The organism is Pedobacter sp., from assembly GCF_965249885.1.
Classification (GTDB): Bacteria; Bacteroidota; Bacteroidia; order Sphingobacteriales; family Sphingobacteriaceae; genus Pedobacter.
On record NZ_OZ252254.1, the window covers coordinates 65,357 to 84,695 of the forward strand.

Below are 19,339 nucleotides of genomic sequence, written 5' to 3' on the forward strand. Positions count from 1 at the left end.
ATTAATTAGATTTATAAACTGCGCGCCAAATGCGCGCCAAATCCTAGAGATATCCTTTAAAAGCTGAAAATAAAAAGGGCTTCTAGTGTTACCTAAAAGCCCTTCGCTGTACCCCCAACAGGATTCGAACCTGTGACCTACGGTTTAGAAAACCGGTGCTCTATCCAGCTGAGCTATGGAGGCCCTTATAATAAAACAATAAGATACCGTTTCATTATGGTGGTGCAAAGATATAATTTCTTGCAGGATTAATCTAAAAAATTTTAAAATTTATTCTTCCTAGTAGTTACCCGTAACCCCTAATTCCAAACCACGTAATTCCGCTAAGCCCCTTAACCTGCCAATGGCAGAATAACCAGGGTTGGTCACTTTATTCAAATCATCCAACATTTGGTGTCCATGATCAGGTCTAAATGGTATAGGCTCAGCACGTTTGGCATTCTCCTCGGTCACTACTTTCATCACTTCATACATGTTTACATCTCCACCTAAATGATCTGCTTCAAAGAAATTTCCTTCCTCGTCTTTAGCCACATTACGCAGGTGTAAAAAGTAAACTCGATCCTTTACTACATTAAAAATCTCAACGATGTTATTTACTGTCCCAGCTCCCAATGATCCCGTACAGAAACAAACCCCATTAAAAGGCTGATTTACCCTGCCTAGTAAATCCTCAAAATCTTCTTTAGTGCTAGCAATACGAGGCAAACCTAAAATGGGATAAGGTGGATCGTCGGGGTGGATAGTCATTTTAATGCCCAAATCTGTACAAGTATCGGCTATGCCAGATAAAAACCAAGCCAAGTTAGCTCTTAAACCTTCGTGACCAATCGCCTGATATTCATCAATGCTCGCCCTTAGGGTAGATAGCTCAATCTCCTTCTCGTTAGGAATCCCCATTAGCACGTTGATGCGCAACAAGTCAAGCTCATCCGTACTCATGGCTTCAAATTTTGCTTTGGCTTTAGAGAGAATATTCGCTTGATAATCAGCCTCCGCATGAGGTCTTTTTAAGATATAGATATCAAAAATGGCTAAGTCGGTCCAATTGAAGTACAAGGCTTTAGCGCCATTAGGCATCTCCAAATCCAACTGTGTACGCGTCCAATCCAATACCGGCATAAAGTTATAGCAAACAGTTTTGATTCCGCAAGCCGCTAAATTTCTTAAGGATTGATTGTAATTCGCTAAATATTGATCAGCATCAGCCCTACGCGTTTTAATTGCTTCATGTACTGGAACACTTTCAACCACGCTCCACGTAAGTCCAGCAGCTTCGATGATCGCTTTGCGCTCTTGGATATCTTCCAAAGGCCAAACCTCACCATGAGGAATGTGGTGCAATGCAGTAACAATACCGCTAGCGCCCGCTTGTTTCACATCTTGTAAAGACACTGGATCATTTGGGCCGTACCAGCGCCAAGTCTGTAATAGTTTATGTTGTTGATTAATCATGCTATTTATAAATGGATACTCAATAATACAGAATTTGCCGCTGATGCAATAAACTAGCGCAATAAATAGTTACGGAAACGTTAGCGTAGATTAGGGATTAGGTTTTAGGAGTTAGGTGTTAGTTATTAGTTACTAGTGGTCAGGAATCAGGGGTCAGGCATTAGTTCATGGAGTATGTCATGTGCCCACTGTGAACTGTAAACTGTAAACTGTGAACTGAAAACTGTGAACTGTAAACTGCCAACTGCCCACTGAAAACTGAAAACTAACCAATAAAAAAAGCCCCTTACGGAGCTTTTCATTTATAATGTGTTGTTATTATTTGCTTATAAAATTGTCACATTAACGGCGTTTAGGCCTTTTTTACCTTTTTCAACTTCATAGTTTACTTGGTCGTTTTCTCTGATTTGATCTTTTAGTCCTGTTACGTGAACAAAAATATCTTCGCCACCGTTTGATGGAGTGATAAAACCAAACCCTTTTGTTTCGTTAAAAAACTTAACTGTTCCTTCTTGCATTGTATTTATTATTAATTATTGATTATTGCTTATACTTTCGAACCATTATTGCACTTAAACCCTTAGGGGTTTTCTCTCGCTCAAAAGTGACTTTATCGTTCTCTTTGATGGTATCTAACAGTCCAGTTTTATGAACAAACAGTTTATGTCCTGTTTTGTTTTCTAAAATAAAACCAAAACCTTTTACCACATCATACATTGTAACTGTACCAATGTGCTCTTTCTCTTGTATTACCGGAGCAGCACCTAGCTGGATATCCTCTAATTTGATTTCCGTTTTAATAGCAGTTACTGGCTCGCTTGTAATGTTACCATACTCATCAACATACGCAATCATATCCTCAAATGAAGATTTTCCGCCCGTATGCCTACGATCCATGATTTTTTGAGCCTTGTCTTGTTTCTTTTTTGCTTTGTTTTTGTTTCTTTCTTTTTTGGCGAACGATTCACCCATACGTGTTCCTTTTTTAAAATTGATAATTTACTGCTCCTACCAATTGGATCAGCAATTGATAATTCATTGAGATTGCTTATAGATATTTAAGATGTTAGCTTTTGATGTTAGCCTAGAACACCAACCGAACAAATGTTAAATGCGGGAAATGGAAAGCGAAGACTGAAATTTTACTTCCAGAAAAGGCAAGACACTACCTTGATTTCTTCAAAGATACATAAAAATATTGGTAATAACGAATGTGTTAGCGATTGATTAAAGCAGGCCCAACAAATCTGCTTTGGACAGCGATTTAAAGATAGAGGCATCTGTTTTTACTAAATCGGCCACCAAATCTTTCTTCCTTTGCTGCATCAACATGATCTTTTCTTCAATGGTATCCGGACAAATGAGCCGCACCGCCATCACATTTTTGTGCTGACCAATACGGTAACTCCTATCAATGGCCTGGTTCTCTACAGCAGGGTTCCACCACGGATCTATCAGATACACATAATCTGCTTCGGTGAGGTTAAGCCCTACACCACCCGCTTTCAAACTGATCAGGAATACCCGCTGTGATTCATCCTTGGTAAAAGAATTGACCACTTCTTCGCGATTCCTAGTTTGGCCAGTTAAATAGCTGAATTTGATTTCTCTGTCTTCTAGCTCGGCTTTCACCAAATTGAGCATCCCCACAAATTGCGAAAAGACCAGAATTTTATGGTAAGGCGCTTTAGCTTCAATCTGTTCCAACAATACATCCAATTTTGCTGAGGAATTGCGATAATAGGCTTCCTTACTGATCAACTCTGGTGAATTACAGACCTGCCGAAGCTTGGTAATTCCCTGCAATACCTGCATGCTACTGCGGTGCAGCTCGTCTTCCGAGCGCCCCATCAAATAATCGCGGATATCGTTCCTTACACTGTTGTAAATTTCACGTTGCCGCTCCGCCATTTCACAATAAATCACCATCTCGGTTTTATCTGGCAATTCTGTGGCTACCTGTGCTTTGGTACGTCGTAAAATAAACGGTTTAATTTTTTGCTGTAGCTCCTCCGCCCTTTTGGTATCTTTAAATTGGTCAATAGGTACCGAAAACTGTTGCCTAAAGTACTCTCTATTGCCCAATAAGCCCGGACAAGCGAACGAAAGTTGCCCATACAAATCAAAAGTATTGTTCTCTATCGGAGTTCCAGTAAGCACTACCCTATTCCGTGATTGCAATAAACGAACGGCTTTGTAACGTTGGGCATCTGGGTTTTTAATGGCTTGCGACTCATCCAGAAAAACGTAGTTAAAACGATAGTTTTTCAACCAAGCGATATCTGTGAGTAAAGTGCCATAAGAAGTAAGCACAATTTGATATTGATTGAAATTAGCGGCAAGCTTTGCCCTGTCGGCACCATAAACGGTTAGCACTTTTAAACTCGGTGCAAACTTGCTGATTTCCTGATGCCAATTGAACACCAGCGATGCTGGAACTACAATGAGGTTAGTATTATGCCCGCCCTTTTCGGCTTGGGAAAGAATAAAAGCCAATATCTGAACGGTTTTACCCAATCCCATATCATCAGCAAGGCAACCACCAAAATTGAATTCATCCAAAAAATTAAGCCAGTTTAAACCCTCCTGCTGGTATGGCCGAAGCGTAGTCTGTAACAGCTTAGGTACTGGGGTGTTTGCTATTTCCTTAAAATCAGCCAATTTTGAGCGGTACAATTGCAATCGGTCTCTCACCTCCGAGCTTAAAAAAGCATCTTCGTATAAATCCTCCACCGTAGCATAGCTGATATGCGGCGTACGCAATTGATCTTCTACAATTTCACTACTCGCAAAATAAGCTTCAAATTTCGACAGCCATTCTTCTGGCAAGATGCCAATGGTACCATCATCCAAAGGCACAAACTTACTTTTGTTACGAATGGATTTGTGCAGGTGCTTTAGCGATACCGTTTGCTTGTTGAATTGCACTCTAATGGCCGTTTCAAACCAGTCGAGACCACTGATCACTTTAATATCTATCTCTGCTTTAAACTCGCTCAGCTTATTTTCCTTTAAGGCATTAAATCCTAAAATAGCGATGCCTTTACTGCGCCAAGCTTCAAAAGCATCCAAAAACCACTCGGGTGATAAGAAATGTTTGCGGTGCAGGTAAAAGCAATCGGCGTGGCGTTGCTCGGCAAATTCCTCCGCCTGTTCCGCAAAATAGGGATGCATTTTTGCTATATCGGTAATGAACTGCAGTTCGCGTTCTTCATCTCTCCGTAAGGTGAAAACCTGCCCTTTTTTATCCTTCGCCTTGATTTGCTTTTTGGAGATGACCGGAATTTCCAATCCACCGTAACGCATCACGGGCGTTAGCAAAACAAAATCTTCAGATTCGGTCAGATAGATGAGCTGCTCGTTATCCAAATCAAAACCTTGCTCTACAATTTGTTGTTTGCTGGCTGGCTTTAAATAAGAATAGTTGACCTTCACTTTCTCTTCCAACGCATCAAGAATATCACGCTGAAAATTTTCATAAGTCTCCAAATCCAATACCAACTGATTGCGATGGTGTTTAAAGAATTCGATCAATGAAAGCAATATTGGGTCGGCAATGAAATGGAACTGCTGTTTCATTAACATGAAATACTGCAAACGAACTTCTGCCATTTCCAATGCTACCGTCTGATTGCCAAAATGCAATAGGCCACTTATAAAGAAATCATCTCCTCTCCGATCAACATTCAGTTCTATTGACGGACTGAGTACGTGTAGATCCACCTGCTGTAGAGCGTTTGCGGTAATCGTGGCCGCTAGCTTTTCATCATGCAGGTAAACGGAAAGGTTAAATGGGTTTTTAACGATGGCCTTCAATGCTGCTACATCGGAAGTAGTTTGACTTTCTTGGTAATGATTTTTGAATTTACTGATTGCAGCGTAAAACTTGATTTCATCCTGCTGTTCAGATTTCCAAGCTAACTCAAGCGGATCGATCAATTGTAAAGGATTTTTCAGCTTACCTTGTTTAGTTTGCTGCGCCTGATAAAGCTCAATTACCAAATGTCTGTAATGCCTGTGCCTACTAAAAACGATAACTAATTTTCCTTCATGTTGCTTTTTAAATGGAAGCTTTGGGTTACCATGGATGATGGGCAATAGTTTATCGTAACCTATTTTGCCTTTCAGTTCATCATCCATTTTTTGCATGGCATAAAGATAGGAATTTTAGAGGTGTTGCGGTTATGAGTTGTGAGTTACGGGTTGTGGGTTACGAGTTATGGGTTATAGGTTACGGTTTGGTTTCAGCTTAATAGAAAACTTCGTAGGTTTTGGAAACCTACGAAGTTTGGCATGCTAGAACAGATTATTTTAGCTCAAAGCTTGATTTCAGCTTGATATCGTTGGAAGCGCCTCCCACCATCACTTTAAATTCCCCCGACTCGGTAATCCATCCTTTTTCCTCATCGTAAAAAGCCAATTTATCAGGAGTAATTTCGAAGGTGATCACTTTACTTTCTCCGGGATTCAATTTCACTTTCGCAAAATCCTTTAATGCTTTCACTGGTCTTACCACCGAAGCAAAAGTATCTTGGATATAAAGCTGTGCCACTTCCTCTCCAGCTACTTTGCCGGTATTGCTTAGCGTAAAACTTACCTTAATGATTTCATTTTTCTGCGGATTAGCATTCGACAATTTCAAATCACTGTAAGCAAATGTCGTGTAGCTTAAGCCATAGCCAAAAGCATAAGCGGGGTCGTTTGGTGCATCAATATAAGCTGATTTATAGCGAATATCCGTAGGTTTAGTCACCGGACGACCAGTATTGTAGTGGTTGTAGAAAATTGGAATCTGACCTACATTTCTAGGGAAGGTAATCGGTAGTTTTCCCGAGGGATTATAATCTCCAAAAAGTACATCCGCAATGGCATTACCTCCCTGATCACCTAAAAACCAAGCATAAACAATCGCATCAGCTTTTGCTGTAATATCGTTAAACACTAGCGGTCGGCCTGCCATTAAAACTACAATTACGGGCTTTCCTGTGGCCTTAACTGCATTAAAAAGTGCCTCCTGCTTACCCGGCAATCCAATATCGGTACGAGATTTAGCTTCACCACTCATTTCCCAATTTTCGCCTAGTACCATCACCACGGCATCGGCATTTTTTGCCACCTTAACCGCATTTGAAAAGTCTACAGTACTAGTATCAGTAATGCTGGCACCTTGCGCAAAGCCTATTTGAGCATTAGCTACTTTTTGTTTAACGCCTTCATAAACACTTACAATATTGGCTGTATCAGCATATACTACCCAGCTTCCCGCTTGGTCTCTTTTTGCTTTCACCAATGGACCAATTAAAGCAATGTTTTTTAAAGATTTGCTCAAAGGCAGTACTTGATTGGTATTTTTTAACAATACAATAGATTTTTGAGCTGCAGCTTTAGTAATGACTTGATATTTTGGATCGTTCATCACCTTTTGCTCACGCTGTTCGTTGGAAAAACGATAAGGATCGTCAAACAAACCTAATTCAAACTTCTTTTGAAGGATGCGGCGAACAGCTTCGTCAACCAACTTCACATCTACTTTTTCGGTTTTCACCAAGTTCTCGAGATCCTTTTTGTAGGCCTCGCTTTCCATATCCATATCGCTACCAGCTACAATGGCTTTCTGCGCAGCTTCGCTTAGATTTTTCGCAAATCCCCAAGGTGTCATTTCTTTTATCGAACCCCAATCGCTTACCACAAACCCTTTATATTTCCAATCGCCTTTTAAAATTTGACGTTGTAAATAAGCGTTTCCGGTAGCAGGAATACCATTAAGTGTATTGAAAGAGTTCATAAAGGTAGCTACTCCAGCAGCAGCAGCAGCTTTAAATGGCGGTAAATAAATTTCGTGCAACTGCTGTTTGCTCAAATCCACTGGATTGTAATCTCTACCAGCCATGGATGCTCCGTACGCAGCAAAATGTTTAGCACAGGCCATTATCCGATCTACCTCACCTAACTTTTCACCCTGAAAGCCTAACACCCTTGCTTTGGCTATCTGAGCACCTAAATAAGTATCCTCTCCAGCACCTTCCATTACGCGGCCCCAACGTGGATCTCTGGCAATATCTACCATCGGCGCAAATGTCCAATGGATTCCCGAAGCAGCAGACTCTTCCGCAGCGACTTGAGCTGATTGTTTAATAATCTCCAAATCCCACGAAGCGGACTCCGCCAAAGGGATTGGAAATACCGTCTTGTAACCGTGGATTACATCTAAACTGAACAACAAAGGAATTTTTAACCGTGATTGTAACGCGATGGCTTGTATTTCCCTCGTATCTTTCACACCCTTTACATTCAGCATAGAGCCCACCATCCCATTTTTGATATCGTTGAGCAGGTAATTTTTACGATCACTAGCTGGGCCAGTCACTTCCCTACCAGAGTACTGATTTAATTGCCCTACTTTTTCAGCAAGTGTCATCAGTTTCATCACCGAATCTACTCGTTGACTGATCGTTTTACGCTGTGCCTGCGCTTGGCCAATGAATACTAAACTAAGGAAGAAACTGAGGCTTAAAAATTTGTTCATTTAAAATTGTGTTAGGTATTAAAATTAAGGTGTCAATTGCAGATTAAGCCCATCTCTGAAATTCCAGAAATTGAGTTTCTGCCCGTACACCGTATCAAATAAAGTTGCTTCGGCGTTGGTTCCCCATGCCGAGTCGGCATCACCGATATTCCACAAAGTAATGCCCCATCGCTGATCTATCGGTACAATTTCCTGATAAGCTTTAGCGACGTTATAGTACAATGATTTTTGCAAGTTACGACGATTAGTCAAATCTGCAGCAGGCACCGATGTTTCATTTGCGCCTAACAGCGAAATATCTAATTCCGCTATGTGCACTAACAAACCTGTTTCCTTCATTTTTTGTATGGCCGCCCTGATGCTTGTCAGTGGTGTGTTGTACCTAATGTGCATCTGCAATCCAACGCCATTAATGATAGGATCTCCACCTTCTCTCATTGGTTTTAACTCCATTACTTTGTTATAAATTGCGTTTAGTTTAGCCGTTGAATACTCGTGACCATAGTCGTTATAAAAAAGTTTGAGCTTCCAATTTTGATTGGCTCTTGCCGCTAATCTGGCATATCTGAAAGCTTTTTCAATATAAATCTCTCCCATGTATCTTTTCCAAATGCTTCCGATATCGTTACCTTGTGCATCCAAATTTAGGTTGCCTCGCAATGTACCATCATCGTAATAAGCTTCGTTTACCACATCCCATGATTTTAGCAATGGCAAGGCAGGGCTGCCACCCTGATAATAGTTGCTGTAAAATCCTACCGTCTTATCTATGTGTCTTTTCATTATCGCATTTAGCGTATCGGCTCTTGCTCCAACGGCAGTATTAGTTTCCACATCTTCAACCCAATTTGGTAATGCCCTGTGCCACACCAGTGCATGTCCATGGATACGTTTTTCACCGTAGTCTTTTGCCAAATTTGGTATCTTTTCGTTTTTCTCTTCTATGCCATTCCCTAAAATTCCAAAATCCCAAGTGTACTTTACAGGATTAAGGCTGTTCATTTTCATATCATTTTCGGCAGTGATGCTATTGTAATGTAGCTTTGCCAAATCTTTGTAAGCCGTCACACTAAACTTATTGGAATTAACTGCTGCTCCAATAATAACATTAGCATTAACTTCCTGCAATATCGTACTTACAGCAGCTGTGGAAGCCGACATTAGTTTTTCGGACGACAGATTAACTTGGTCAGTGTTAACTGTCTGGTCCAGTTTTTCGCAAGCGCAAAGCATACCGCTAAGCACCAATGCGGTGATAGTTACTTTTCTGTTCATGATTTATATTGGTTAGAGGTTGTAAGTAACTTAAGCCTATTCGAAATTGATCTAACAATGTCGAATAGGCTTTTGCATAAATGCATCGAGAGCGAAACGAACGGCTAATTTTTGATAGCTAGTAGCTTAATAAGCCATTCTGATTATACCCAGAAACAGACTAAAAAATTGTTTTCTTAGTGATTTTACTATCGGATGTTTTTAAAGTAATGATCGCTAAACCTTTACTTAAATTATTGTTGATTGGTACTTTATTGAAGCCTTTTTCTAAATTAATCGATTGTTGCGAATTTACCTTTCCACTCGCATCTGTGATTTCAATTTTTCCACTTTGCGCTTTATCCGAATAAACTTGCAATGCTATTCCAGTTGCAGTTTTAACAATATCAAAGTTGGTTTTCTCCACAGCAATCGTCGCACTTACTGGTCCAAATACTTCAAAATCACCATTGAAATCTACCTGCTTCAATTGATAATAATTTACACCCGGCATCGGTTTTTCATCAACAAACGCATAATTAGTGTTTTCGGTTGCATTACCCCTACCAGATACCTGATCAATTTTCAAAAAGTTATCCTTGTTTGATGAGCGCAAGATTTCAAAGTGAGAATTGTTTTTTTCGCTAGCTGTTGTCCAGTTTAAACGGATCGTGCCGTTTTTCTCATTTGCGTTAAACGCCGTCAAATTCACTGGCAATACGCCTGTACCCGGAGCTAATGTTACGCCACGAAAAGTAGTGTTTGCTGGAGCAGTAGCAATAAGTGTGGCACTACCAGTTAAACCAGCAAGGGCTGGATCGGCCTCATTGGCATTGGTAAAAGCATTAACGTAACTATAAAGTTGTGATGCATTACTTGCGTTTGTGTTGGCATAAGTAGTAAAATACAAAGTCACACCTGTATTAGCCGTATAAACGCCCGCTATGCTTTTGGTATTCGCCGGAACTGAAATATTACCAAACTGTACCCAATCTTGCCCATTTGCATTGGAACGATATTTTTTAATCTGTGGAGAGCCACCGTTATCGTCTAACACATAGATAATTGTTCTGCCGCCAACAGTTTTAAAAGCTAAAACTTGGTGAGCACTTACCAGCGGATTTCCACTCGGAATACTTGGTACTGCCGGACTAGAATTTTTATCCAAAGAAAACACCGTTGAAACCGTTGGCAGGTTAGCTTGAGGCAATGATGTGCTTGCAATTGGAGCGAAGATTTTAGTTGCAGACAAGCCGTTATAAATTGTTTCTGCAATGGTTAGTACCCTAGGTGCGTTTTGTTGATCAGAAACCCTAACCGATGCGGTAGTTGTGCCCAGTGCTTTGTAACGTACACCCAAATCATTACCGTTAAAATACACCGAGGAACCCTGAACTACTGCCGAACGAGGCGCACCAATGGCATCAACCACCAAGGTATTTGCGGTCCAAGTGCCAGTTGCGTCCAACGTACCTATTACAAATTGTCCAGACTGTGCCGGGTTGTATCCGATAATAGAAAAAGTGGCGCCGTCTTTAGAAAGTACTGGAAAACCCTCACCCTCGAAAAGACCTCCTGCAGTAAGTCCCAATCCTTCGAAGCCATAATTGCCACCATTGGCGGATCTAGGAATGCTAATGGTTTTCACGAATGTGCCACTTGGCGTATATTCATCCACAAACACTGGCACACGAACGCCGTTAGCCAAAGCTGTTCCATCGCCGTAGCGATAAACCGCCAAATTACCAGCGGTAAATTGAGCAAAAGCGCTAAATGCGCCAAATGCAGTTAATACAATAGTGAGTAGCTTTTTTTTCATACAGTTATATTTTAGTGAACATTAGATTGATATTCGGTTACTTTAAACTCCAGCCTAAGCCAATTTCAAAATCGCCGCCAGTAAATGAGCGAAGAGCAGACGGACCTATGCTATAAATACCAGTAAGTTTAAACTGATTGTAATTGATGCCCATGCCAACGGTAGCATTATTAGTGCTTTGGTAAAGGCCAAATAAATTGAATTTCTCTTGATAAGAGAATCCTAAACCGCCTTCTACAATATTATCCATTCCTTTAATGCCCCTGTAAACCAATTTTGGTTCAATAGCGAGGTCTTTCCCTGTGTCAAACTTGTAAGAAGCAGAGGTAAAAAAGGTGGCGTAGTTGATTCCAGTTATAAAGTTAGGATCGGTATTGAGCTGATTGTGGAGGTTTAGCCAAGTAGCTTGCAAATTAAGATGTTCATCAGTAAAAGCCACACCAAAATCGCCGTCAAACCTGTAGCCCCTATCGTTGAAACGGTTGATTGCCGGATCATAGCTGTCGGCAGTAACATCTTGCCTATCCACATACTCTTTAGACACGCCAGCAGACAACCCGAAATGTAATTTTGCACTAGCAGCCACCGGCAAATGATAAGCGTAAGTTCCCATGATGCGGCTATTATTAAATAACCCGCTGTTAGATAAATCCACATTTAAACCAACCGCCGAATTTCTACTATAAGCGAATTCGCCGGTAAAAACTTGATATTTTGGAGCGTTAGGGACATCGTTGAATTGCTTACGAAAAAGCACATTTAAGTTGACTTTGCTAGTTGCGCCAGCCATGGCTGGGTTCCCTAAATACTGATTATAAAAATACATGTTTCCCATTGGGCTAAGCTGCGCAACGGCAGTTTCCATATAGATTAGCGCAAAAAATAGGAGCAAATATTTGATATGCGGTTTTTGTTTCATTCCAGTTATTAGTTTAATTGCACAATTGGCCATTAGTTGTTAATCATTGTTAAGGAACCCTTTTTCTTCGGTAGTCCTGATCCAAAATCAATGATATAATAGTAGCTGTCTTCTTTTAAGGAAGATCCAGAAACTCTTCCATCCCAATCGTTTTGATAGCCTTTTTTAGTGAAAATGATACGACCTGTTTTGTCGAAAACCTTTACCACACTCTCTGGATACATATCGATGTTTTTGATGATCCAATAATCATTGATACCATCTCCATTAGGCGATACTAAATTTGCTGCCGTTACGATTTCGTAATTATCAGCTACGCTTAAAGTAAATTCAGCCACAGAAGTACAGCCACCAGCGTTAGCCACGGTAACTCTGTAGGTGGTATTTGCAGTTGGTCGCACTGTAATTGTTGCTTGATCAGTAGCACCAACTATACTTCCATTAGCTTCCCATTGATAGCTGGTACCACCAGTTGCAGTTAGCTTAACAGCAAGGCCTTTATCAACATTGTTTCCTCTATCGGAAGTAATAGCCACCACAGGGAAAGCGTAAACAGTTAATTTGAAGTTTTCTACGAAAGTGTCAACACCGCCATTTGCTGTACCGCCATTATCTTTAAGCGTTAGCGAAATATTTGCTTCTCCGGTGGCATTGGCATTTAAACGATAACGAACTTCGCCGTTACCTCCGCCTGTTAAATTCACTTGCAGACTTTGAAACATCGTTGGTTGGTCGCTAGTAATTGTTGCGGTCAATGTTTGTCCCGGCTCTGGACCAGCAGTAATACCTGTTAAAGCAATTACCCTTTCATCAGTTCCTGCACAAGCGCCCTTATTTCCTACAGTAGCGATTGTAGGTGCTTCGTTAACATCCAGAATGCTAATGATGAAGGTCTTTTCAAAAACGAAGCTTGTTGCCGAAGTCGCCCTAATTCTTACTTGATAAGTTTGCTGTGCTTCATAATCCAAAAGCACATCGTTTTGTAAAGCATTACCTACGATTCTGAACTTAGCATTATCAACACTGCCGTTTCCAGCTACAAGTGTGTAAGTTACGCCAGTTGTAGTTGTTGGTTGTACGGAAAGTGTACCCACCAAAGTGCCTACTGGTCGGTTTTCGTAAACCTGTTGTGCTGCTAAACTCATGTCAGTAATCATACCAACGCCAAGTTCTGCCGAAGCTGGATTAGTATAAATGGTAAAAGTTGAGCCTTCCACTCCCCTAACTCGGTAGTAATAGGTGTTTCCAGCGGTAATGGTATTATCGATATAAGTTACTATGTTTTGTGCAGTGGTAGTCAATAAGGTATAATTGATACCATCAGTTGAACGCTCAATTTGAAAACCACTTTCTGAGGTTGAGTTATCTAACCAGTTCAAGCGAACTTGAGTTAACGAAATTACATTCGCAGTTAAAGTAGATGGCGCTTTACGATAACCCGGTGTCATGGTTACTCCTCTGAACGAAGTATTTGCAGGCGCAGTAGCAATCAAAACAGGCGTTTCTGTAAGCTGTTTCGTGTCGTCATTATCGTCATTGAAAATATCAGTAACGGAATAAAGCCGGGAGTTTTGCGTACCCGGCGTGCCTAAAGTCGTGAAATACAACCTTACCCCCGTTCCATCAAACTTCGCTGAGAAATTTTTTGTGCTTGCTGGTACGCTGATGCTTCCTAAGGAAAGCCAATCGGTACCACCAGCATTGCTTCGGTATTTCCTAATTAAAGGAGCTGAGCCGGTAGCATCTCCATCGTCTATTAAATAAACAATTGTACGACCGTAAGCTCTAAACGCAATTGCTTGATGAACGTTAAATGGCCTAGCAGTTGACGGAAAATTAGGTGTAGTAGCAAAAGTAACCGAAGTGGTAGGCAATGGCGATGCACTGGCCAATACGGGCTGCGAGCTTCCGCCTATTGGCGCAAAAATCCTTACGCTTTCCACGCCGTTGTATACTGTTTCTGAAATTGACAGCACTCGGGGAGCCGCTTGACCTGCCGAAACCCTTGTTCCGCCAGTAAGTGTCTCTAAAATTTTGTAAAACACGCCATTTTGATAGCCATTATAGTACACCGCATTACCCTCTACTACCGCTGAACGAGGTGCTCCGATATCATCGGTTATTAAAGTATTAGCGTTAACTGTACCAGCAGAATTAACAGTAGCTACGACAAATTGGTTAGTCTGGGTTGCATGCCTTCCTATAAAAGAAAGTACTTCTCCATCTCTTGACAAAGCTGGAAATCCTTCTGTTTCATAAGCACCAGCGCCTGTAAGTCCTAAGCCCTCCAAGCCAATGTTACTACCTACGCTAGTTCTTGACACTGTAATGGTACGAACTAGCTGCCCAGTTTTAGGATTATATTCATCTAAAAACACAGGTACTTTTGCACCGTTAGCAACCGCACTGCCATCGCCGTAACGATACACCACCACATTATCTGAAGTAAACTGTGCGAAAGCAAAGTTCAATGTGGCAAAGGCTAAGGCTACCGATAAAAATATTTTCTTCATTTTAAGGATCGATTTATTTTACGCCATCCAAAATACCTTGGTAAGCTGCTTTTCTGTTGTAATTATCATCAAATGGTAGCGGCCAATCTGGACGGTTATATTCGCCTCTAATCCAGCTGTCTGAATCGCCAACATTCCACGTAGTGATACCGAATTGCTGATTTTTAGGAATAGCGTTGTAGGTGCGTACAATAAACTCATACTTCGCTTTTTGCTGCTCAGCCAAACCTGCGGTGTAGGTCAAATCTTGAATATTATCTGGATTCATAGCAATATCCAACTCTGCAATGTGCACTTTTAATCCAGTAGCAACTGCCGTGGAAATTGCTGCAGCTAAGTTGGCATTTGACTGCGTGTAACGCGTATGCATTTGCAAACCAATGCCGTGGATGGGCACACCTTTCTGAATTAAGCTATTTACAAGGTTGATGATGCCCGTCCTTTTAGTAGGTCCGTATTCGTGGCCGTAATCGTTGTAAAATAGTAACGCATCAGGATCTGCCTGATGAGCGTAAATAAAGCTCTTCTCGATATATTCTGGCCCTAGTTTTTGCAACCAGATACAATCTCTTAAGGTGCCATTTTCAGCTACCGCTTCGTTTACCACATCCCAAGAAGCAACCTTGCCTTTGTAGCGAGTAACTACCGTTTGGATGTGATCTTTCAGCAATTTATCCCAAGCAGCGGCATCACCTTGATAATTAAGCACCCAAGTTGGCGGGTTTTTATACCAAATTAAGGTGTGACCGTGTACACGTTTACCGTTTTGCTGAGCGAAGTCAACAAGGTAATCGGCCTCTGTCCAAGTGTAGGTATTTTCAGAGGGATGCAACTGATTAAATTTCATTGCATTTTCGGCCGTGAGGCTATTGAACTCCTTAATCACCACATTACGGTAAGCGGCACGACTGCGCAACAGACTGTTGTTGACTGCAGCACCAAACTTGAAAGGCAGGCTACCTTGCAAGGTAACACTTTCATCCACCGGGATAGTAAGTTCTGGTGATGGAAAAACCGGATCGTTTTGACCTTTCAAGCAACCGCCAGAAACTAAAGCGAGCGTCACTAGTAAAATGCTATATCTTTTCATCTTTTTATTGTTTTTTTTCTGGTTGTTTGGATGTTGGTTGTTTGGTTTTTTAGTTGTTTAGTTACTATAATTAGCATTTAATTCCTGTCCTCTAATTCCTGATCCCTAATCCCTGATCCCTAATCCCTAATTCCTAATTCCTAATTCCTAATTCCTAACTACTAACCCCTAACACCTAACACCTACTTATATTTCACTTCTGTTTGATCGTAATATTCTTTCAGCACATAAAATGCTTTCTTTTTCTTGCCTGTTTCAGAAATCAAGCCCTTTCTATTCCAAAAATCTTGGAAAAATGGATGTTGTCTGCGGGGCGAACGGAAGTCAGTTAAAATCCAAGGCGTCATACCACGTAACCCGCTCATGGTATTCATGAAAGGTATCTGATATTTATAAAGTGACTCCTGATATTCTTCCGACCAACGCGTATCTTCGTCTGCGTGAAAACCCGCTAGCGCATCTCCGCCTACTTCGGTAATGATTACTGGTTTATTGTACTTAATTTCGAATTTGTATTTAGGCAATTCTTTAGGTGTTTCCCAGTACCAGCCACCATATTGGTTAAAACTTACCAAATCCAGTTTCTCGCCCAAAGGATCATCAACAATTACGCTGTAGCCTTTTCTGTGTACTTCTAAAGCAGCACCTACTAATCGGGTTTGATCTAGTTCCCTTACCTTATCGGCCAATTTGCTCATGAATTTAAAACGAGGCTCACTTAATGGCGTTTCGTTGCCAATAGACCAAATGATAACTGCAGCTCTGTTTTTATCACGCTCAATTAAATCGGTTAATTGCTGCTCGGCATTGTTGTAGGTTTCCTGATTTTCCCAAGATATGGTCCAATACACCGGTACTTCTCCCCAAACCAATAAGCCCATTTCGTCGGCTAAACGGTTCATTTCTTCGTTATGTGGGTAGTGCGCCAACCTTACGTAGTTACAGTTCAGTTCTTTTGCCCATTGCAACATCATGCGCATATCGCCTTCACCGCGTAGCCTACCGGGAATTAAAGGATTTTCATCATGCATAGAAATACCTCTTAAAAAGATAGATTTACCATTTAATAAGATATCCTGACCACGGGTTTCGATAGTCCTAAAACCAATTTTATCTTCAACCTTATCTTCAGTACTTGTGATCAAAACCTGGTATAATTTCGGATTTTCTGGACTCCACAAATTCAAATTCTTCACCGGAATACTCACTTTAGCCATTCCATTAGCATCAGTTTTAACGCTAGTTTTCAAACCAGCCTCGGGAATACTTACTGCTACAGTTTGCCCTGCACCTGCCTGACTTAATTTTACAAAACCTTCGATTTGCTTTGCATTAGATTTAGCCAACTGAATTTTGTAATCGGCGATATAATTATTAGGCAACTCAGCTAAGAGTACATCACGTGTAATTCCTCCGTAATTCCACCAATCGGTATTTACTGTTGGAATTTCATCTTGTTTACGTGTGTTATCGGCTTTAACCACTACGAAGTTCTCGCCTTCTTTGAGCTTGCCGGTCACATCAAACTGGAAAGGCGTAAATCCTCCCTTGTGCACACCCAATTTTTTACCGTTGAGATAAACGTGGGCTTCGTAATTTACCGCACCGAAATAAAGGATGTATTTTTTATTGGCTGTCGGGTTGGCTACAAACTTTTGTCTAAACCAAATTGTACCCTCATAAAACTCTAATTTTTCAACCTGAGAATTCCAATCACCAGGGATTTTTACCGTTGGAGATAAATCGAAATTATATTCGATCAGTTCTGACTTGTTGACTTGTTCCCTATCATCGTAAAAGCCACCTTTACCAGATTTTGATTGATCAAATGGCTCGTGACGGTAATCGTAATAGCCCATTTCATAAGGATCAATGATGTAATTCCAACGCCCATTTAAACTGAGGTGTTTACGGCCAAAAATATTTTGAACCAACTGTGCGCTTGCTGAAATTGAAACAAACGCTAGAAAAAAAACAAGGAAGTATCTATTTAATTTAATCATAATCAATTTTAGTAACCGGTGTTTTGAGCTAATGCAGGTTGACGATTTACCGTATTTTGAGAGAAAGGATAGAGATAGTTTTTATCTTGAAATACACGACGCTCCACTTCAAATCTTGAGTAGGTAGTTGCCCCGCTACCATCGATAGTGATGCGCATGCCAGTTACTGGCTTGTTTAAAAACGTTTCACCTAATTTCCATCTTCTTACATCGTAAAAGCGATGTCCTTCGAAACATAACTCTACCCTACGTTCGTTTTGAATGCGTTCCCTAATGGCATCTTTATTAAGTGCTACGTAGCCATTACCAGTAGGATTAGAGGTTTGCAAAGCTGGCATGGCAACGCCAGTTCTAGCTCTTATCAAGTTCACCACTCTCAGCACTTCGGTAGTTGCTGTTATGCCTTGTGCCTCATTTAAAGCTTCTGCGTAATTCAGTAAAATTTCCGCGTAGCGCATTACAACCCAAGGCCTACGAGCTAAAGTGTTAGATTGCTGGTTCCAAGTAGCTGCTTCGCTTAAAAATTTACGCATGTAGTAGCCTGTTTTCGTCGCATTGATGTTTCGATTCAAACCATCGGCACCGCCAACATAAGACTGTACTGCCTTCCCTTTAAAAACCCTTCCGTTGTGGTTAATCGTTAACGCAAAGCGGGGATCTCTGTTGGTATAAGGATTATTTGGATTGTATAATGTATTGGCTGGATCAGTAATTAAACGACCGTTAGTAGTTTCAAAGGCATCCACCATTTCCTGCGTTGGATTGGTGCGACCGGTTGCGCCGTCATAACTGATTGGTGCTTGCTGCTGTTCAATATCATTACGATTTTGTGCTCTAGTGGCAAATAGCACTTCCAAATTATAAGCATCAGCTCCGTAATTGAACACATTGGTGTAATTGGTACGCAAGCTGTGTACGTTCAAATCAATAATAGCTTTGGCAGCATCAGCAGCTTGTTGCCACGTTACCCCACTTTGCGCAGCAAAAAGCGGACTAGCGGCGTAAAGTAACATTCTCGATTTCAAGCCCATTGCAGCAGTTTTGGTAGCTCTACCATAATCACCAGTACGCCAAGGGTAAGGGTTGGCATCAGTTACTGCTTCTCTAGTAAACAATGGCAGTTTGGTAGCTATTGCCTTATCGCAGTCGGCTATAATTTGATCCACACATTCTTTGTAAGTGTTTTTCGGCAAGTTTAAATTTTCATCTCTGCTAAACACACGCGTAGCCAAAGTAACCGCTCCGTAACGTTTTACCAGTTCGAAATGAAATAAGGCCCGTAAAAAATAAGCCTGGCCTTCTAGCCTACTCTTGTCATCAGCTACGCTTAAACCATCAGTAGGAATAATTTGGCTGCCTTGTAAATTTGCCAAGAACAAATTCACTTTTCTTAATCCTTCGTACAAGTTGCTGTACTCATCATCTACGGTACGTAGTGGACTCCAAGTACCATTGTTAAAAATACTCAAAGTTGCATTTACGCCAGAGTTAACCGCTTCATCAGTACCAGAAGCCAACATCCCGCCGTTGCCATCAATGCTAAATCCCTCTGGAATGTTAAAATAAGCACTATTTAGTACACCACGGGCGTAAGCATCATTGCCCCACACCTGCTCTCCAGTAATGGAGCCATCGGTGATGCTACCATCTTGTAAATAAGACTTTTTACAGGAAGAAAAACCTAACGCTAGCAGAGCAAATACCGTTACTGCCTTAGTAGAAATATGCTTGTATTTATGTATAGAAATTACTGCCATCTT

12 protein-coding genes and 1 tRNA gene are annotated in these 19,339 nt (G+C 41.0%); all 13 read right to left on the reverse strand.

Going from position 1 to position 19,339, the window contains the following annotated elements:
- Positions 1 to 109: 109 nt before the first annotated feature.
- A tRNA-Arg gene (locus tag ACY2A0_RS00245) sits at positions 110 to 183 on the reverse strand.
- Between the two features lie 96 nt (positions 184 to 279).
- Positions 280 to 1,455 (reverse strand): mannonate dehydratase, encoded by a 1,176-nt coding sequence (gene uxuA / locus ACY2A0_RS00250; protein WP_461787631.1) that lies wholly within the window; start codon positions 1,453 to 1,455, stop codon positions 280 to 282.
- Positions 1,456 to 1,781: 326 nt separating this feature from the next.
- Positions 1,782 to 1,973 carry a cold-shock protein gene (locus ACY2A0_RS00255; protein ID WP_461787632.1) on the reverse strand — a complete coding sequence of 64 codons (192 nt, stop codon included), beginning with the start codon at positions 1,971 to 1,973 and terminating at the stop codon, positions 1,782 to 1,784.
- A gap of 22 nt (positions 1,974 to 1,995) precedes the next feature.
- Positions 1,996 to 2,427 (reverse strand): cold shock domain-containing protein, encoded by a 432-nt coding sequence (locus ACY2A0_RS00260; protein ID WP_461787633.1) that lies wholly within the window; start codon positions 2,425 to 2,427, stop codon positions 1,996 to 1,998.
- A gap of 255 nt (positions 2,428 to 2,682) precedes the next feature.
- On the reverse strand, positions 2,683 to 5,604 hold the full coding sequence (locus ACY2A0_RS00265) for a DEAD/DEAH box helicase (RefSeq protein ID WP_461787634.1): 2,922 nt from the start codon (positions 5,602 to 5,604) through the stop codon (positions 2,683 to 2,685).
- A 157-nt stretch (positions 5,605 to 5,761) separates the two neighbouring features.
- Positions 5,762 to 7,981, reverse strand: a complete 2,220-nt coding sequence (bglX, locus tag ACY2A0_RS00270) for a beta-glucosidase BglX (RefSeq protein WP_461787635.1) — start codon at positions 7,979 to 7,981, stop codon at positions 5,762 to 5,764.
- A gap of 24 nt (positions 7,982 to 8,005) precedes the next feature.
- On the reverse strand, positions 8,006 to 9,256 hold the full coding sequence (locus ACY2A0_RS00275) for an endo-1,4-beta-xylanase (protein ID WP_461787636.1): 1,251 nt from the start codon (positions 9,254 to 9,256) through the stop codon (positions 8,006 to 8,008).
- Positions 9,257 to 9,416: 160 nt separating this feature from the next.
- A complete protein-coding gene (locus ACY2A0_RS00280; protein ID WP_461787637.1) occupies positions 9,417 to 11,054 on the reverse strand; it encodes a T9SS type A sorting domain-containing protein in 1,638 nt (545 codons plus the stop codon).
- 37 nt (positions 11,055 to 11,091) lie between these two features.
- A complete protein-coding gene (locus tag ACY2A0_RS00285) occupies positions 11,092 to 11,973 on the reverse strand; it encodes a PorP/SprF family type IX secretion system membrane protein (protein WP_461787638.1) in 882 nt (293 codons plus the stop codon).
- A gap of 32 nt (positions 11,974 to 12,005) precedes the next feature.
- A complete protein-coding gene (locus tag ACY2A0_RS00290) occupies positions 12,006 to 14,486 on the reverse strand; it encodes a T9SS type B sorting domain-containing protein (protein WP_461787639.1) in 2,481 nt (826 codons plus the stop codon).
- Between the two features lie 13 nt (positions 14,487 to 14,499).
- Positions 14,500 to 15,576: an endo-1,4-beta-xylanase gene (locus tag ACY2A0_RS00295; protein ID WP_461787640.1), complete on the reverse strand. Its 1,077-nt coding sequence runs from the start codon at positions 15,574 to 15,576 to the stop codon at positions 14,500 to 14,502.
- Between the two features lie 182 nt (positions 15,577 to 15,758).
- Complete coding sequence (locus ACY2A0_RS00300) at positions 15,759 to 17,579, reverse strand: glycoside hydrolase family 2 protein (protein ID WP_461787641.1); 1,821 nt, start codon at positions 17,577 to 17,579, stop codon at positions 15,759 to 15,761.
- Between the two features lie 8 nt (positions 17,580 to 17,587).
- Entirely contained in the window at positions 17,588 to 19,336 is a 1,749-nt protein-coding gene (locus tag ACY2A0_RS00305) for a RagB/SusD family nutrient uptake outer membrane protein (protein WP_461787642.1), read from the reverse strand.
- Between the last annotated feature and the right edge of the window lie 3 nt (positions 19,337 to 19,339).